Source organism: Aquisalimonas sp. (assembly GCF_007120195.1).
In the GTDB taxonomy this organism is placed as follows: Bacteria; Pseudomonadota; Gammaproteobacteria; order Nitrococcales; family Aquisalimonadaceae; genus Aquisalimonas.
Genome location: NZ_SKOG01000200.1, coordinates 1 through 16,787 on the forward strand (window position 1 = coordinate 1; position 16,787 = coordinate 16,787).

Below are 16,787 nucleotides of genomic sequence, written 5' to 3' on the forward strand. Positions count from 1 at the left end.
AGCCGCTCGGGCGGAAGGTCACGGCGGTGATCAACTATGACGGTTGCGTTATCGATCCCGTGGTCGCCGAGGCCTGGTTCGACATGGTCCGTGACGTTCACGCCCGCTTCTACGACAAGGCCTCCCGCTACACCACCAGTGCGTTCATGCGGTTGAAGCTCGGCGACGAGCTGCGGCGGCGTAAGATGGCGCCGCACGTCTTCGAGACCGCTGGCCGCCCCACCGCCGAATAACGCCGCGGCTCGCGAGCGATCAGCCCGGATGATTCACCGGGGCCCGGTTTGAGGGCGGTGATGTGGCCGGAACGAAGCTGATGTCCGTGAGCACGACGAACGTGGATCATCCGGTGCCGCCTGCACGGCATGCTGCTGTCTGGCAATCGTCGGGGAAAGATTAGTAAGCTTGTGCAAGGCGCTTGGCAGGTGTCCAAGTATGTCCCTCAAAAGATCGAGAGGCACCGAGTCGTGTCGCTGCTGGATCAGATGGCGGAACAGCGCATCATCGAGGCACGGGATCGTGGGGACTTCGACGATCTTCCGGGTCAGGGACAACGGCAGCTTCTGGAAGACGACAGCTTGGTCCCGGAGCATCTGCGCGCAGCCTACAGGATGCTCAGGAATGCCGGGTACCTGCCGCCGGAAATGCAGATCCGCCGGGAGGTCAAGGAGGTTGAGGATCTGCTCGCGCAGATTCCCCTGGATGACGAGGCGGGTCGCGATCGCGCGCGACGCCGGTTGGAGCTGCTACGCCTGCAGCTGGCTGAGGGTCGCGGACGCCGCAGCAGCGCGATCTGGATGGAGTCGGCCTACCACCTGCGGATCCTGGAGCGGATGGGTGGAGAGCGCGGACGTTGACGGTGCGCCCGGAACGGGCAGGGCGCGAACCCGCACAAGACCGCTGCACGGTGTCGGTGTAGCCGGCCCACACATTACCTGCTGACACGTCTGTCAACGAATTCGCTCACAAGACGCGTCATTTCCGCGGGTTGTTCGACGGGCAACATGTGGCCGGCGGGAGCAACCACCGCAAGCCTCGCGTTGGGGATGCGGTCCTCGAGGAACTGCGCGTATTTCACCGGCGTCAAGTGGTCGATGTCGCCGCTGAGCACCAATGTGGGCTCCCGTATCTCACCAAGCCGCTCGGTGACGTCGAAGCCGTCGCAGGCATCGTAATCGGCGAGAAACACCTCCGCCGGAATCCGCCGCCGGCGTTCATCCTCCTGCTGGACGAGGCTTCGCGGTGCAGTAGGTGAAAAGCTGTTATGGCAGAGTTGTTCGATGGCGGTGCCGAGGTCGGTGCGCAACAGGCGGGAGATCTCATCCGGTACGCGCAGTCTGCACCCGGTGCATGCCAGGATCAGGGCATCCAGCCAGGCCGGCCGCGCCAGTGCGAGAGTCATTGCAATTGCCCCTCCCATGGAATGCCCGAGGAGCACCACGCGCTGCAGGCCCAGCTCGGCAATGAATGCCTCCACCACGACGGCATAGGCCTCAACGGTCTCCCGGGGTGCACCGTGCGAGCGCCCGTGACCTGGAAGATCCAGGGTATAGGTATTGCAGGCACCCAGCTCACTCAACGCCAGCGGCCAGATCGTGTGGTCACCGCCTGCACCGTGGATACAAACCAGGCTGAGGGGTGCATCCTGGTCATGCACCGTGTAGAACAACCGCTCACCGGCGATGGTCATGTACGGCATAATTCGGCCTCCTGGGGAGACGCTGACTGGGTCAGGCCGCTTGCACCACTGTGGGACCGGAGTAACACCCGATCAACCGTGTCCGTGGACGTGCTGGAAACGCTGCCACAGCGCTTCCAGCACGGTAGCCGCTCGCCCCGGCAAACGAAAGTCCACGGCGTCCGAGATTTCCGTCTCGGCGGGATTGATCTCCACGGTTGTGGCTCCCTGCTCCCGGGCGTTTAGGACCGGTTCAACGATATAGGGAAAATAGCTGGTTGTGCCGATGCTCATCACCACATCAAATCCCCGTGTCGTTTCCTCTGTCAGATGGTCCAACGCCTGGAAAGGCAGCATCTCACCGAATAGCACAACATCGGGACGAATGAGTTCGCCGCAGTGAGCGCAGGCGGGCGGGATTTCGCGCAGTTGGGAAAAATCCGCGACCCGTTCCACCTGCTCGCAACTGGTGCAGCGCAAGGTGTGAACGTTGCCGTGGACCTCAATGACATTCTGGCTGCCGGCCCGCTGGTGAAACCCGTCCACATTCTGAGTGAGCACGCAGCTGTGCGCGAGGCTTGCCTCGAACGCCGCAAGAACCTCGTGGCCCCGGTTGAAGCTGGCTCCACGGGTGGCGGCTTCGATCCGGGCGATGTGCTTCCAGGTTAGCTCGGGGCGGCGACGGAACATGTCGCCGGAGAGGGCGACCTCAAAGGGGATGCCTTCCTCGGTGACGCCGTCATCGTAAATGCCGCCGACCCCACGGTAGGTCGGCAGGCCGGAGTCGGCGGAGAGCCCCGCTCCGGTGATGAACAGCGCCCGCCTGGCAGTTGCGAGGCGTTGCGCGACGGTATCAATCCGGAGAAGGGCGTTTTCATCGGATAACCATCCCGCCATGGCGCTTACTCAGGTCCAGGGTGCAGTCTGTTAATCATAGCCGGACGACGCCTGCCTGGGCCAGCCCAAGGCCCTGTTCCTCGCGTGACGGCTAGCCCGGGGAGCGTGGGGTGATTCCCTCAGGTATCGAACAGCGACAGCTGCTCGGGGACAGCCTGCGGCGGCCGGAAGTGCGTCGTGGCAAGCGGCGGGATGCCGCGCGATTGCACGCCGTGGCGGCGTAGGGCTTTGCGGAAGCGTTGTTCGAGCAGATCGGCCCAGGGGCCGGAGCCGCGCATCCGTGAGCCGAAACAGGGGTCGTTTTCGCGGCCATCCCGGGCCTGGCGCAACAGGCTCAGGACGTGCTCAGCCCGGGCCGGAAAATGGGTGGCGAGCCAGTCCCGGAACAAGGGGCGGACCTCCCAGGGCAAGCGCAGGAGGACGTAACCGGCCTGTTGCACGCCCGCCTTGGCGGCCGCCTCGATCAGGCGCTCGATTTCATGATCGGTTAATGCCGGGATCACCGGCGCGATCAGCGTGCCGGTTGGCACCCCGTGGCGGCGCAATTCACGGATCATGCCCAGCCGGCGCTCGGGCGATGCAGCCCGCGGTTCCAGGGCGCGCTTCAGCCCGGCATCCAGTGAGGTCAGGCTCACCGTGACCGTGACGAGGTCGTTCTGCGCCAGGGATTCCAGCAGGTCGAGGTCCCGCAATAGGCCAACACTCTTGGTGGTGATGCTCACCGGGTGCCGGCACTGATCGAGCAGCTCCAACAGCGAGCGGGTGATGCGCCACTGCCGTTCGATGGGCTGGTAGGGATCGGTGTTCGTGCCAAGGGCAATGGGCGCGCAACGGTAGCCGGGCCTTGCCAGTTCCGCGCGCAGGCGTTCTGCGGCGTTCACCTTGGCGGTAAGACGGGTTTCGAAGTCCAATCCCGGGGAAAGGTCCAAGTAGGCGTGGCTGGGCCTTGCGAAGCAGTAGATACAACCATGCTCGCACCCCCGGTAGGGATTGATGGACTGGGTGAAGGGCAGGTCCGGCGAGGTGTTGCGGGTGATGATGGTGCGCGCCGTTTCCGGGGTGCAGTGGGTCGTTGGAGCGCTTGTCTCCGCGCCCGGTGTGTCGGGCCAACCGTCCTGCACGGCCGTGGAGGATTGCTTTGCAAAGCGGCCGGGAATGACCTGATCCGTGCCTCGGCCCTTGAGCATTGTCCCCTCCGCTCGCGGCTGCATGTAATTGGGCGAGCCATTATGGCAAAAACTATATAAAAAAACAGCAACTCCAATCGTGTGGGTGGATGCCGGCGGCGAAGAGGCTGCTGCGGTCGGTGCGGAACTTTTGCCCCTGCCCTGTCGTACATCGGAGCAAGCGCTCGGGCACGTTCGCGACGTCCGAGAGACAGGTATTGATAATCTGCAGGAGGTCGTATGGAGTTTTGGCGTTGCGATTTGGCACCAGCAACTGTGTCTCGCCTCAAAGGCTACGTGTCCACCAATGAGTTTCCCCGGGCTGTGACCGTTGAAGCACCGGACGGGACGCCCCTGGAGGGCATACGGGAACGCGCGGCCAATGCCCTTGTGGCGAAAACGGCGGCGCTAGGGGGTACCTACGAGCAGGATATCCTAATGGCTCTTGCCGATGGCGAATCCATGCGCTGCGAGCCGGTCAATGCGCGGGATCAGGATTGAACCCTGCAATCCCAATCCTTCTGGCACTGGACGGATGCGACACGACAACGGGAGGGATGCCATGCCAGCCGGGTATCAGGAACACCACGATGTCAGACCCCCGCAAGAGCAAGCTCGACAGCCCGGCTGTGAGCATGAAATGGAGCCGCAACCGATCATCATTCGGGAGGGATACAAGGGGGCTGACCGGCTACGTGACAAGGTTGCATTGATTACAGGTGGCGACAGCGGGATTGGTCGCAGTATTGCGGTGCATTTCGCCCGGGAGGGAGCGCAAGTTGCCATCGTCTACCTGGAAGAAGACGCCGATGCCAGGGAGACGGCGCGTATGGTTAGGGACGAGGGCGCTGACTGCCTGCTCCTCAGCGGCGATGTGTCCGACCCGGACGCCTGCGCCGGAGCGCTGAGCGCCGCGCATCAACATTTCGGAAGGTTGGATATCCTTGTCAACAACGCCGCGGAACAACACCCCACGGGCAACCTGTTGGAAATCAGCAACGAGCAGCTCCACCGAACGTTTGCGACCAATATGTTTGCGCACTTTTATTTCGTCAAGGCCGCGCTACCCCTTCTGCGCCGTGGCGGCGTCATCATCAACACCACCTCAGTTGTTGCGTACAGGGGAAGCGGCCATCTGATGGACTACGCGGCAAGCAAGGGGGCTGTGCTCGGCTTCACCCGTTCACTGGCGAAAGCGCTCTTGAATGATGGCATCCGCGTCAATGCCGTTGCGCCCGGTCCCATCTGGGCACCGTTGATACCTGCGACATTCGACGCGGACAAGGTGGAGCAGTTCGGTGAAGACAAGCCGATGGGCCGTGCAGGGCAGCCAGCGGAAGTGGCCCCCGCGTTCGTGTTCCTCGCCTCGGACGACGCCAGTTATATGGTCGGACAAGTGCTGCACCCCAATGGGGGTGACTTCACCTCCAGCTGAGGCCGCGAGACGCGGCGGCGGAGCCCCGCGCCGCATACGGTCGCTCCCGGCTCAGCCGCCCTGTTGCCCGTGGGCGGCGATGATGCGCCCGACGCATGTGGTGAGCCGGCGCGCTGTGGGGACATGCAGGAATTCGTCCGGGCCGTGGGCATTGGACTGGGGGCCAAGGACGCCGGTAATGACGAACTGCGCCCTCGGAAAGGCGCTGCTCAGCAAGGCCATGAACGGGATGGTGCCACCTTCGCCCATGTACATCACCGGCGCGCCAAAGGTGTCACGGGAGGCGGCATCCATGGTCTCCGCCAGCCATGGGCTAAGCGGCGGGGCATGCCAGCCGGTGGCAGCCTGCTCCGGGGTAAAGGTGACCCCGGCGCCGTGGGGGGGGTCGACTTCAAGCAGGCCCTTCAGGCGCAGGCTGGCGTCATTGCCGTCAACGGTGGGCGGCAGGCGCAGGGCGATCTTCATGGCAGTGTAAGGACGGAGGACATTACCCGCCTCACGAATGGGTGGCAGTCCGTCGGCACCGGTGATCTCCAGCGCAGGCCGCCAGCTGCGATTGAGCACCAGTTCGGTGAGGTCTTCTTCCTCGGCGCGCGTGCCCTCAACAAACGGAAAGCGATCGCGCAGCGTGGCGCCGATCACCGCTGCACAGTCTTGGGCCTGGGCGCGGCGTTCATCAGGGATGGTGGTGTTGAATTGCGTGGGTAGGATGCGTCCGTCGGCAGAATCCTCCAGTCGCTCCAGCAGGTGCCGCGCAATACGGAACGAGGAGGGCACCACGCCACCGGCATCACCGGAATGGACGCCCTGGGTAAGGGTTTCGACATGGAGGGTGCCGGCCGCCATACCGCGCAGGGAGGTGGTGCACCAGAGTTGATCGTAGTTGCCGCAACCGGAGTCAAGGCAGAGAACGAGATCCGGCTGGCCGATGCGCTCGCGCAGATGGGCAATGTAGTGCGGGAGATCGTAACTGCCACTCTCCTCGCAGGTCTCCACGAGAATCAGGCAACGGGCGTGGGGCTGGTTTTGTTCGTGGACGGCGCGCACTGCCGTCAGGGAGGCGTAGACGGCATAGCCGTCGTCGGCGCTACCGCGACCGTACAAGCGGTTATCCTTCAGAACCGGAGTCCAGGGCCCGTAACCCTCGCTCCAACCGGTCACCTCCGGCTGCTTGTCCAGGTGACCGTACAGGAGAATGGTGCCCGGGGCGGTGCCGGGAATGTCGACCAGAAGCAGCGGGGTGCGCCCAGGCAGGCGAATGACGTCGATGCTGGCACCGGTTGGGGCCATCTGCCCACACCAGCGCTCGGCGTGGGCAATGGCTTCATCCAGATAGCCGTGGCGGGCCCATTCAGCGTCGAAGCTGGGAGATTTCGCCGGAATACGGATGAAGTCCTTCATTTCCGGCAGGATGCTATCCTGCCAGCGCGCGTCGACGAACGCCTGCAATGCCGTGGTATCCAATTGCGCTCTCCTGTCGTGAAGCCGGGGTGGCGTCCGCGGTTCAGCGCCGCGAGCTCACCGTGCGATTGTAAACAACGCCGAGCCCCTGGACACTTGTTTCGCCTCATGCAGGTCACGGATGGACAATGCGAGCAGACTCGGGAGGGTGACGATTAACACTCCTTGATCGGATAGCGGGCGCTCGCGAAGATCCAGCGCTCGTGGTAGGAGGGTATATCCACCGGGCGGTCGGAGACGGCGGTGAAATGCCGCGTGAGCGCCTGATGGATCTCTTCGCGCAGCCCGGGCTGGTGTTCGCTGCAGCACTGCATGGTCAGCATGCCGTCAGGCTTCAGGCTGTCGGCGATACGGCCCACAATCTCTTCGATGAACTCGAGCCTGGATTGGTTCGCCCGCACGGGCTCCATGGTCAGATCGTAGATGATCGCGTCGTAACCGTGGGCACCATCGAGCCACGCAAAGGCGTCGCCAATCACCACCCGGGCATTTCCGGCGTCGAAGGCATTCTCGCATAGCCCGGGGAGGTAGGTCCGCGCCAGCTCGACCACCTTGCCGTCAATGTCCACCAACGTCGCCTCGCGCACCTGACTGTGCACCGCCACCTTGAGCACGCCGCCATCCCCGCCACCCAGGATCAGCACCCGGTCCAGCAGCCCGGCCTCGATGATCGGCTCGACCATCGCGCGGTTGTAGGCGTGATCCGACTCCGCGATTTGGAGGTCATCGTCCAGGTAGAGCACATGCCCGTAGTCCGGATCGTGGGCGATGATGATGTGCTGATAGTCCGAATACAGGTCCTCGACGACGCGCTGCCCGCGCGTGATGTACTCCGGCGTCGTGGGCGACTGCTTGGACAACCTAGCCATCCTCCGGTGATCGGGCCCCCGCGTTTTGCGCACCACGGATTATATCAAAACGCCGATGCCAGGCGTCCCGCACCCAGCGTCTGACGGCTGAACCCATCCGGCAGCAAATGTGCGTCATGGGTGACGACGACGACGCCCCGGTGTTCGGCGACCCGGGTGAGGTGGTCCAGGATTCGGCGGGCTGTGGCGTCGTCGAGGCCGCGGGTCGGCTCGTCCAGCAGCAGCAGGGGCGCTGCGGGTTGCAGTAGCGTCCGGGCGAGGCATAGTCGCCGCGCCTCGCCGCCGGAGAGGGCGCGGCCGCCTGCGCCGAGCCAGGTCTCCAGGCCGTCGGGCAAAGCCGCCACGGTCTCATCCAGTGCGGCGAGCCACAGGACGTGCCAGAGGCTCTGCTCCGTTGCCTGGGGATCGGCCATGCGCAAATTGTCGGCGACCGAGGCGTTGAAAATCACGGTGCGCTGCGGGAGCCACGCAGCGCGACGGCCGATCGCTTCCGGGCTCAGATCCGAGACCGCATCGCCCCCCAGCAGAACCTGGCCGGACTCGGCGGCCAGCGCCCCCGTAACGATGCCAATGAGCGTACTCTTGCCGGTGCCGCTGGGGCCGGTGATGGCCAGGCAGTCCCCGGGCTGGACCACCAGTGAGACGCTATCGAGCACCGGGGTCAGCGCCGGTGGGTAGCGGTAACTCACCGCCTCGAGGCGCAGGGTCCCGTCGCCGGGCCTCGAAGGTCCGTTTGCCTGCAGCCGCTCTGGTGGTGCCAGCGACAGCACGCGGCGGGCCGCCGTACGGGTGCGGCTCAGCGCTTGTGCGGCCAGGGGCAGGGGAGTCACCAGTTCCATCAGTGCCAAGGCGCCGAGCAGAACGAGGGCAAAGCCCGGGCCGCTCAGCACCTCCTGCTCCACCAGCGGAATGGCCAGCAGAGCGGCCAGCCAGACTCCGCTAAACGTCGCCAGCGTGCCCAATGCCTGGGTCAGCCCGGCCATGCGCGCCAACGCGCGGTTGGTGAGCTCATGCTGCCGGGATAGTGCGTCCACACGCTGTAAGGCATCTTCCTCGCGACCATAGACGCGGAGTTCAGCCATGCCCCGCAGGCCCAAGAGGATGTGTTCACGCAGCCGCCCGGCAAGGCCAACAAGGCGCTCCCCCGGGCCGGCTGCCATGCGCCCCGTCACCACCGCGGCACCGATCGCAGCAGCGGCGAGCGCCAGGGCCACGGCCAGCGCCGAAGCCGGCGCAAACAATGCGAGCACATTGGTCGCAATGATCAGTCCAAACAACGCCACGGCGACCGGTGCCAGCAGGCGCAGGTAAAACTGGTCCAGGCGGTCCACGTCCGCTGTCAGGCGGCTGAGTGTGTCGCCGGTGCGCAGTTGTCCCAGCCGTGCCAGGTCCAGGCCCATGAGTCTGCGGAAGACCCAGACCCGCAGATCGGCCAGTAGCCGCAAGACCGCCTCGTGCGTGATCAACCGCTCACCGTAACGGCTCACCGCCCGGCCCACCGCGAAAAAGCGGATTCCGGCCCCCGGAGCATAGATATCCAGTGCGGCTGTCCCGCCCGCGGCCAGGACCAGCGCGGCCAGGCCGGTGGCAGTGATGAACCAGCCGGAGAGGGCAAGCAGGCCGAACCCGGCGAGGGCGGCCAGGAGCATCAGTGCAGCGCCGGCCGCAAGCCAGGGCCAGCGGCGCGCATGGATGCGCAGCAGCGGGCGGAGCTCATGCATGCTCCGCTCCCCGGATTCGGCCCTGGTCCAGGGTGAGCAATCTCGGCGCCCAGGCATAGAGTGTGGGAGAGTGAGTGGCAATCAGGACAGTCGCCCCGCGCGCGGCTTCTTCCTCCAGCGCGCGACTGATCAACGCCGCGGTGTCGGGATCAAGGCTCGCCGTGGGCTCGTCCACCAGCAGGACGGGCGCCCGCCGCACCAAGGCGCGCGCCAGGGCCAGGCGCTGACCCTCGCCGCCGGAAAGCCCGCCGCCGTGCTCACCCACGGGTGTGTCCAGCCCGGCGGGCAGCCGCTCCAGCACGCCGCTCAGGCCAGCGCGCCCCAATGCGCGTTCCACATGGCCGGAGGCGGTATCGCCAGGTCCCAACAGCAGATTCTCGCGCAGCGTGCCGGGAAACAGATAAGGCGTCTGGGCAAGCCAGCTCAGGCGTTGCTGCCACGCGCTGAGATCCAGCGTGCTCAGGGCAGCGGTATTGACCCTCACCTCGCCACCTTGGACACCGTGAAACCCCGCGATCGTATGAAGCAGTGTAGTCTTGCCGCTCCCCGATGGCCCGGTAATTACCAGTGCCTGGCCCGGTTCAATATCCAGCGAGATGCCATTGAGCAGCCGCGCACGGTTGTCCCCCATGACGGTGACCGCGTTCAGCGAAATGGTTGGCGGGTTTTCAGGCGGGTGCGCCGTGCCCCCAGCCGGCATGGGGGAGGGTGTTTCCGTCAAGACCCGGAGTTCCGCGGCGGCCCCCAGGGCAGCTGCCCGATCGTGATAATGCTGAGCCAGCTGGCGCAACGGCTGAAAGAACTCAGGTGCCAGCAGAAGAATAAACAGCCCGCTGAACAGGGAGAGTTCTGGGGCCGGGCCGAAATCCAGGTACCCGAGTAGCCCCATGCCAATGTAGACGGCCACCATGGCAATCGCCACGGAGCTGAAGAATTCGAGTACGGCCGAGGATAGAAACGCCACGCGCAGTACCGCCATTGTGCGCCGGCGATAGGCATCCCCGACCGCCGCCAGCGCCCTGGCCTCGTCTTGCGCGCGGCCCAGGTGGCGGAGCAGGTCCAGGCCCTGGAGTCGATCCAGGAAATGCCCGCCGAGCCGGGCCAGTGCTTGGTGCTGGCTGCGGCTGACGGCCTCCGCGCCCATGCCGACGATGGCCATGAAGGCGGGGATGAGCGGGGCGGCGAGCAGCAAAAGGGCCCCGGCAAGCCAGTCCATGGTGAACACGGCCACCACGATGGCCAATGGCACCGTGGCCGTGATGATCAGTTGGGGTTGATAACGCGCCACATAGGGGCCGAGCGTGTTGACCATGTCCACGGTTGCGGCTGCAAGGCCGCCCGCTGCGTGGCGCGCCAGACCGGATGGGCCCAGCGCGACAAGATGGCGCATCAGCCCGGCGCGCGTGTCCTGGTGTATCCGATTGGCCGACTCCGCCGCGGCCCACTCCTGCACCCCGGTACACACTGCCCGCGCGACGAACACGCCCAGCGCCAACGCCATGAGGGCGGTTACATCGCCGAGCCCGCTGCCGGAGACGACAACCCGGTGAACCAGCCATGCCAGGAGTGCCGCCTGGGGAATGACCAGCAAACCGGCCAGGATTCCGGCACTGATACACACGAGACGCGGTGTGCCCACAGCCCGAGCCCGCGCGGAAAGCCAAGCCCGATCGGCCTGGCTTTCCGCGCGGCGCTGGGTTGGCCCGCCCGTGGCGGTGTCAGCCATGGAAGGCGCAGCGTTAGTGATAGCCCACTGAATCCTTGGTGACCTTGCCGCGGAACACCCAGTAGGTCCAGGTGGTGTAGCCAAGTATGATGGGCAGCGTGAACAGCACGCCAAGCAGCAGGAACAATTGCGACTCCGGGGCCGAGGCGGCGTCCCAAAGGGTGATGTCCGGCTGAATGACATTCGGCCACAGGCTGATCGCCAGACCCAGGTAGCTGAGTATGAATAGCCCCATGGCGCAGAAGAACGGCAGGTAATCCGTACGCTGTACAATAGCCCGATAGAACGCCAGTGCCAGCACGGCGGTAATCAGCGGCACTGGGGCGAAGTAGACGAAGTTGGGCATCGAAAACCACCGCTGGGCGATCGCCTCATGCATCAGCGGCGTCCAGATGCTGACAATCACCACCGCCAAGATCGTCACGTACAGCAGTCGGTCCGCGATGCTATAGGCCCACTCCCGGACATCGCCCAGGGTCTTCATGATAATCCAGGCGCAGCCGATGAGCGCATAGCCCGCCACCAGACCGAAGCCCGTCATGATGCTAAACGCCGAGACCCAGTCAAACATGCCGCCGACATACTTGCCGTTCTCCACCTCGAACCCCTGGATGAAGGCGCCGAGAATGACGCCCTGGGAGAAGGCCGCCAGCGTCGAACCAACGGTAAAGGAGATATCCCACAGCCACTTGGAGTCTTTCGCCTTGAAGCGGAACTCAAAGGCTACACCGCGAAAGATCAGTGCGACCAGCATGATCAGCACGGGCAGATAGAGCGCCGGCAGTAGGATGGAGTAGACCATCGGGAAGGCTCCGAGCAGCCCGGCGCCGCCGAGCACCAGCCAAGTTTCGTTGCCATCCCACACCGGGGCGACGGTATTCATCATGGTGTCGCGGGTTTCCTCGTCCGGGGCGTAGGGGAATAGGATCCCCACGCCCAGGTCGAACCCGTCCATGAGTACGTACATGAATAACCCCAGCGCGATGACCAAGGCCCAGATCAGTGTCAGGTCGATGGTTTCCATAGCGACTACTCCGGCGAATCCAGGGCGTCATCGGCAGCGGACATTGGCCGTGCAGGGCGGCGACGATATTCTCGATGGATGTCCTCAGAGGGCGCGTCGTCCCTGTCCGGCCCACTTTGAATGATCTTGAAGATGTAGAAGGCCCCCGCGGCGAAGACCACAGCGTAGACGGCGATATAGACCAGCAGCGAGGTCAGCGCGACGCCGCCGGTCAGTGCCGGCGTAACCCCCTCTTCGACGCGCATCATGCCCTGCACCAGCCACGGGTAGCGGCCGGTCTCCGTGGTCAACCACCCCGCCAGTACGGCAATGAAGCCCAGCGGCATCATGCCCACGCACAGACGATGGAACCAGCGCGCCTCGAACAGGCGCCCGCGCCAGCGCAGCACCAGGCTGGCGATCGCCACGGCGACCATGAGGAAGCCGATGGCCACCATCACCCGGAAGGCCCAAAACACAATGCCCACCATCGGGCGGTCCTCCGGTGCCCAGTCCTTCAGCCCCGGGACCACACCGGCTGGATCGTGCTTGAGGATGACGCTGGCCATGCTGGGAATGCCGATTTCGAAGTGGTTGGTTTCCTGGGCCGAATCGGGAATGGCGAACAGCAGCAGCGGCACATGCCCGCGTGTCTCCCAGTTTCCTTCCATGGCCGCCACCTTCTCGGGCTGGTGCTCCAGCGTGTTGATGCCGTGGAGATCGCCCATGATCACCTGCGCCGGCGCAAGCACCACGATCAGCCACAACGTCTTGGACATCATGACCTTGGCCGATTCCACCGCCTTGTTTCTGAGCAGATACCAAGCGCTCACACCCACCACGAAGAACGCGGTGGTGAGGAATGCCGCGATCACCATATGCCCGAAGCGGAACGGGAACGAGGGGTTGAAGATCGCCTCGATCCAGCTGGTCACATAGAAGATCCCGTCGACCATTTCGACGCCAGCCGGGGTTTGCATCCAGCTGTTGGCGGAGAGAATCCAGAATGTCGAGATGAATGTGCCGATGGCGACCATGCAGGCCGCGAACAGGTGCGCGCCCTGCGGGACCTTGTCGCGGCCGAAGAGCAACACGCCAAGGAACGTTGCCTCCAGGAAGAAGGCCGTGACCACCTCATAGCTCAGGACCGGCCCCATGAAGTTGGCCGAGGCGTAGGCGAACGTGCTCCAGTTGGTGCCGAACTGGAAGGACATGACGATGCCCGAGACAACCCCCATCCCGAAGGAGACCGCGAAAACCTTGATCCAGAACTTCGACAGCCTCAAATAGACGGAATTGTTCGTCTTGAAGTACAACCCCTCGAGCACCGCAATATACGACGCCAGACCGACGGTGAACGCAGGAAAGAGGATATGCCAGGACACCACGAAGGCGAACTGGATACGAGAAAGCAGCAGCGGATCAAGCTCCATACCTGACTCCCCAAGGCCATGGGCGAACTGGCGACGGTAAGGTTAGAAGAGTATGGCGTGTAGCACCAGCATCGGCGCTTCCCGACTCCAACCCCCGCATTCTCGACCGCACGGTCTACCGTTGGTTCCGTGCCGACAAACCGAACCGGGATCACGCCGCGTCGCTGCCGCACGGCTCGGGGTCGCCACGGCATCGTGGTACACTACGGCGCTTGATTCCGGTAGTGCGATTCGACCGGCGTCCGACGCTATCCACGAACCCCGAGCCGCGGGCGAGACCCGCGATCAGGACAACACTATGCAATTCAAGGGCACAGACACCTACGTTGCCACCGACGATCTGAAAATGGCCGTCAATGCGGCGGCGACGCTGCAGCGGCCACTGCTGATCAAGGGGGAGCCCGGGACGGGCAAGACGCTGCTTGCCGAAGAGGTGGCGACTGGCCTCGGGCTCCCGTTCTTCGAATGGCATGTCAAGTCCACCACCAAGGCGCAGCAAGGGCTGTATGAGTACGATGCGGTCTCGCGCTTGCGGGATTCCCAGCTCGGTGGCGACCGGGTCCATGACATCGCCAACTACATCGTCAAGGGGCCGCTGTGGCACTGCTTCGAATCCGACGCACAGCCGGTGCTGCTGATCGATGAGATCGACAAGGCGGATATCGAGTTCCCGAACGATCTGTTGCGCGAGCTGGACCGCATGGAATTCTATGTCTATGAGACGCAAACCGTCGTCCAGGCCAGGCATCGCCCCATCATCGTGATCACCAGCAACAACGAGAAGGAGCTGCCGGATGCCTTCCTGCGGCGCTGCTTCTTCCACTACATCAACTTCCCGGCCAAGGAGACCATGCAACAGATCGTGCAGGTCCATTTCCCGGGGCTCAAGAAAGAACTGCTGCGCGAGGCGATGGAGCTGTTTTTCGAACTGCGGGAGGTGCCAGGGCTGAAGAAAAAGCCATCCACCTCGGAACTGCTGGACTGGTTGAAGCTGCTCATGGCGGAGGATGTGGATCCTGCCACGCTCCGGGAAACCACCCAGCACAAGATGATGCCGCCGCTTTACGGGGCACTGCTAAAAAATGAACAGGACGTGCATCTGTTCGAGCGCCTCATGTTCATTGCGCGGCGCAGCAAGTCCAATTGAGCCGACCCTCCTCGGGAAGGATAGTATGCTGATCGATTTTTTCTTTGAACTGCGCAAGGCTGGCCTCAAGGTCTCCACCACCGAGTACCTGACGTTGATGGAGGCGCTCGACAAGCGCCTGGCCGTATGCAGCGTGGACGACTTCTACTTCCTGGCGCGGGGAATTCTGGTCAAGGACGAAACGCTGTTCGATCGATTCGATCAGGTTTTCGGAAATTATTTCAGTGGTATAGAAACTATTTTTGGGAAAGAGCTCGAGGGTGAGATTCCAGAAGAATGGCTGCGTGCCATGGCCGAGCGCGTGCTCTCCGAGGAGGAAAAAGCGCAGATTGAATCACTGGGCGGCTGGGACAAGCTCATGGAGACGCTGCGCAAGCGCCTGGCCGAGCAGCAGGACCGCCACGAGGGCGGCAACAAGTGGATCGGCACCGGCGGCACTTCGCCATTTGGCGCCTACGGCTACAACCCCGAAGGGGTACGCATCGGGCAAGACCGCTCTCGCCACCGCCGCGCGGTGAAGGTCTGGGACCAGCGCCACTACCGCAACCTGGACAGCAGCCGGGAGATCGGCACGCGCAACATCAAGATGGCCCTGCGCCGGCTGCGGCAGTTCGCCCGCCAGGGGGCGGAGGAAGTCTTGGATATGGACGAGACGATCCGCTCCACCGCGCGTAACGCCGGCTATTTGGACCTCAAGATGGTCCCGGAACGGCACAACGCCGCGAAGGTGCTGCTGTTCTTTGATGTGGGTGGCTCCATGGACGACCATATCCGTGTCTGCGAGGAACTGTTCTCCGCCGCCAAGATGGAGTTCAAGCATCTGGAGTACTTTTACTTCCACAACTTTCTCTACGACTCGGTGTGGAAGGACAGCCGGCGTCGCCACAGCCAGCTGACCTCGACCTGGGACGTACTCCACACCTACGGTCATGATTACAAGGTCATTTTCGTGGGCGACGCCACCATGAGCCCCTACGAGATCCTCTATCCGGGGGCGAGTGTCGAGCACTGGAATGCAGAGGCCGGGGCCACCTGGATGCAGCGGGTGCTGGAGACGTTCCCCAAGGCGGTTTGGCTCAATCCCGAGCCTCAGCAGCGCTGGGATTACACACCCTCGGTGAAGATTACCCGGGAACTCATGGGCGAGCGCATGTTCCCGTTGACCCTGGAAGGGCTTGAGGAAGCGATCCGGTATCTAAGCAAATAACACCGCGCGGGTGCGTCGCCGGTGCCCGCTGCCACGCCCGGCAAAAATCCTCAGGCCGTGTATGCTCTACACGGCTCAACAGTACGTCGAGTGAGACCGGTGCAATGGCAGAAATCTACTGGGAAGATCAGGCGGTGGGCTCAGTCCGGGAATTCGGCGGCATGACCGTGGATCGCGAGCGGATGCTGGCGTTTGCCAGCGAGTACGACGCCCGGCCAGCCACGCTGGGTTGGTCGGCGGATTGGCCAGAGGTTGATGACGACCGACCCGTGTCGAGCGGGCTGCACGTGGCCGCCCTGTGCATGCGCATGATGGTCGATCATGTCCTCGGTAACAGTAGTTCCCTGGGCTCTCCCGGAATTCAGCGCCTGCGATGGCTGAACACCGTGCGGGCGGGGGACACGCTCTGGGTGCGCCAATGCGTGCTCGCCAAACATCGCCATCCCCGCCGTCGGGACGTGGGTTTTATCAACAACCGCACCGAGGTCCTCAACCAGGACGGGCTCGTGGTCATGTACATGGACTCAGCGGGGATGTTTCGCCTGCGCGCCCCTCAGGCCGCGGAATCAGGAGGTGATGCGTGAATCCGCGCTACTTCGAGGATATCGTCATTGGCGAAACCGGCGTCACGGGTGGCTACACGGTGACAGAAGCGGGGGTGATCGCCTTCGCGGAGCAATATGATCCGCAGCCCTTTCACCTGGATCATGCAGCGGCCCGTGAGAGCCTGTTCGGGAAGCTAGCGGGTTCGGGCTGGCAGACGGTGGCCCTGGCCAACCGGCTGCTCGTCAGCGATGGGCTCCGGGACGTCGCCATTTCCGGCGCGGCGGGCTTTGATGACCTGCGCTGGCGCCGCCCGGTCTACCCGGGTGATACCCTGACCTGTCGGTATACCGTGACGGCAGCCAATGACACATCGGACGTGCGCTTCGGCGAGTTGCGGGTCGAGGCCGTTGTGGAGAATCACGCCGGTGAGACGGTGATGAGCATGGAATGGTTACCATGGGTGGCGCGCCGGGTCGCGTCCATGTGACGGGCACATGGCCG

General features: G+C 63.9%; 16 protein-coding genes and 1 pseudogene. 8 read left to right on the forward strand and 9 right to left on the reverse strand.

Annotated features, from left to right (window positions below; genetic code table 11):
• Positions 1-233: pseudogene (locus QZT63_RS14170) on the forward strand (acyl CoA:acetate/3-ketoacid CoA transferase); the annotation flags it as partial.
• A gap of 189 nt (positions 234-422) precedes the next feature.
• On the forward strand, positions 423-854 hold the full coding sequence (locus tag QZT63_RS14175) for a DnaJ family domain-containing protein (RefSeq protein ID WP_366637130.1): 432 nt from the start codon (positions 423-425) through the stop codon (positions 852-854).
• A 74-nt stretch (positions 855-928) separates the two neighbouring features.
• Here the strand turns inward: QZT63_RS14175 and QZT63_RS14180 are convergent, their stop codons facing one another.
• The 3 genes from QZT63_RS14180 to QZT63_RS14190 all read right to left on the reverse strand — a co-directional run bounded on the left by QZT63_RS14180 (position 929) and on the right by QZT63_RS14190 (position 3,759).
• Positions 929-1,696, reverse strand: a complete 768-nt coding sequence (locus tag QZT63_RS14180; RefSeq protein ID WP_290652144.1) for an alpha/beta hydrolase — start codon at positions 1,694-1,696, stop codon at positions 929-931.
• 72 nt (positions 1,697-1,768) lie between these two features.
• Positions 1,769-2,572, reverse strand: coding sequence for an NAD-dependent protein deacylase (locus tag QZT63_RS14185; RefSeq protein WP_290652145.1), 804 nt, complete (start codon positions 2,570-2,572; stop codon positions 1,769-1,771).
• A 119-nt stretch (positions 2,573-2,691) separates the two neighbouring features.
• Entirely contained in the window at positions 2,692-3,759 is a 1,068-nt protein-coding gene (locus QZT63_RS14190; protein ID WP_290652146.1) for a PA0069 family radical SAM protein, read from the reverse strand.
• Positions 3,760-3,978: 219 nt separating this feature from the next.
• Here QZT63_RS14190 and QZT63_RS14195 point away from each other — a divergent pair, with 219 nt between their 5' ends.
• Together QZT63_RS14195 and QZT63_RS14200 are read left to right on the forward strand one after the other, a co-directional pair.
• A complete protein-coding gene (locus tag QZT63_RS14195; RefSeq protein ID WP_290652147.1) occupies positions 3,979-4,239 on the forward strand; it encodes a hypothetical protein in 261 nt (86 codons plus the stop codon).
• Positions 4,240-4,378: 139 nt separating this feature from the next.
• Complete coding sequence (locus QZT63_RS14200) at positions 4,379-5,173, forward strand: glucose 1-dehydrogenase (RefSeq protein ID WP_290652148.1); 795 nt, start codon at positions 4,379-4,381, stop codon at positions 5,171-5,173.
• 51 nt (positions 5,174-5,224) lie between these two features.
• Here the strand turns inward: QZT63_RS14200 and QZT63_RS14205 are convergent, their stop codons facing one another.
• The 6 genes from QZT63_RS14205 to QZT63_RS14230 all read right to left on the reverse strand — a co-directional run bounded on the left by QZT63_RS14205 (position 5,225) and on the right by QZT63_RS14230 (position 13,386).
• Positions 5,225-6,637: a M20 family metallopeptidase gene (locus QZT63_RS14205; RefSeq protein ID WP_290652149.1), complete on the reverse strand. Its 1,413-nt coding sequence runs from the start codon at positions 6,635-6,637 to the stop codon at positions 5,225-5,227.
• A 152-nt stretch (positions 6,638-6,789) separates the two neighbouring features.
• Positions 6,790-7,494 (reverse strand): spermine synthase, encoded by a 705-nt coding sequence (locus QZT63_RS14210; RefSeq protein ID WP_290652150.1) that lies wholly within the window; start codon positions 7,492-7,494, stop codon positions 6,790-6,792.
• Positions 7,495-7,547: 53 nt separating this feature from the next.
• Positions 7,548-9,224 carry a thiol reductant ABC exporter subunit CydC gene (gene cydC / locus QZT63_RS14215; protein ID WP_290652151.1) on the reverse strand — a complete coding sequence of 559 codons (1,677 nt, stop codon included), beginning with the start codon at positions 9,222-9,224 and terminating at the stop codon, positions 7,548-7,550.
• Complete coding sequence (gene cydD, locus QZT63_RS14220; RefSeq protein ID WP_290652152.1) at positions 9,217-10,950, reverse strand: thiol reductant ABC exporter subunit CydD; 1,734 nt, start codon at positions 10,948-10,950, stop codon at positions 9,217-9,219. The genes cydC and cydD overlap by 8 nt, the downstream gene beginning before the upstream one ends.
• Before the next feature lie 13 nt (positions 10,951-10,963).
• Positions 10,964-11,974: a cytochrome d ubiquinol oxidase subunit II gene (gene cydB / locus QZT63_RS14225; protein WP_290652153.1), complete on the reverse strand. Its 1,011-nt coding sequence runs from the start codon at positions 11,972-11,974 to the stop codon at positions 10,964-10,966.
• Between the two features lie 5 nt (positions 11,975-11,979).
• Positions 11,980-13,386: a cytochrome ubiquinol oxidase subunit I gene (locus QZT63_RS14230; protein ID WP_290652154.1), complete on the reverse strand. Its 1,407-nt coding sequence runs from the start codon at positions 13,384-13,386 to the stop codon at positions 11,980-11,982.
• Between the two features lie 298 nt (positions 13,387-13,684).
• Here QZT63_RS14230 and QZT63_RS14235 point away from each other — a divergent pair, with 298 nt between their 5' ends.
• The 4 genes from QZT63_RS14235 to QZT63_RS14250 all read left to right on the forward strand — a co-directional run bounded on the left by QZT63_RS14235 (position 13,685) and on the right by QZT63_RS14250 (position 16,773).
• The gene (locus QZT63_RS14235) at positions 13,685-14,533 is read left to right on the forward strand and encodes a MoxR family ATPase (RefSeq protein WP_290652155.1); all 849 of its coding nucleotides are present in this window, start codon (positions 13,685-13,687) and stop codon (positions 14,531-14,533) included.
• Positions 14,534-14,558: 25 nt separating this feature from the next.
• Positions 14,559-15,740 (forward strand): VWA domain-containing protein, encoded by a 1,182-nt coding sequence (locus QZT63_RS14240; RefSeq protein WP_290652156.1) that lies wholly within the window; start codon positions 14,559-14,561, stop codon positions 15,738-15,740.
• Positions 15,741-15,844: 104 nt separating this feature from the next.
• Positions 15,845-16,324: a hypothetical protein gene (locus tag QZT63_RS14245; RefSeq protein WP_290652157.1), complete on the forward strand. Its 480-nt coding sequence runs from the start codon at positions 15,845-15,847 to the stop codon at positions 16,322-16,324.
• On the forward strand, positions 16,321-16,773 hold the full coding sequence (locus QZT63_RS14250) for a MaoC/PaaZ C-terminal domain-containing protein (RefSeq protein WP_290652158.1): 453 nt from the start codon (positions 16,321-16,323) through the stop codon (positions 16,771-16,773). Before QZT63_RS14245 ends, QZT63_RS14250 begins: the two co-directional genes overlap by 4 nt.
• The last annotated feature ends 14 nt before the right edge of the window (positions 16,774-16,787 follow it).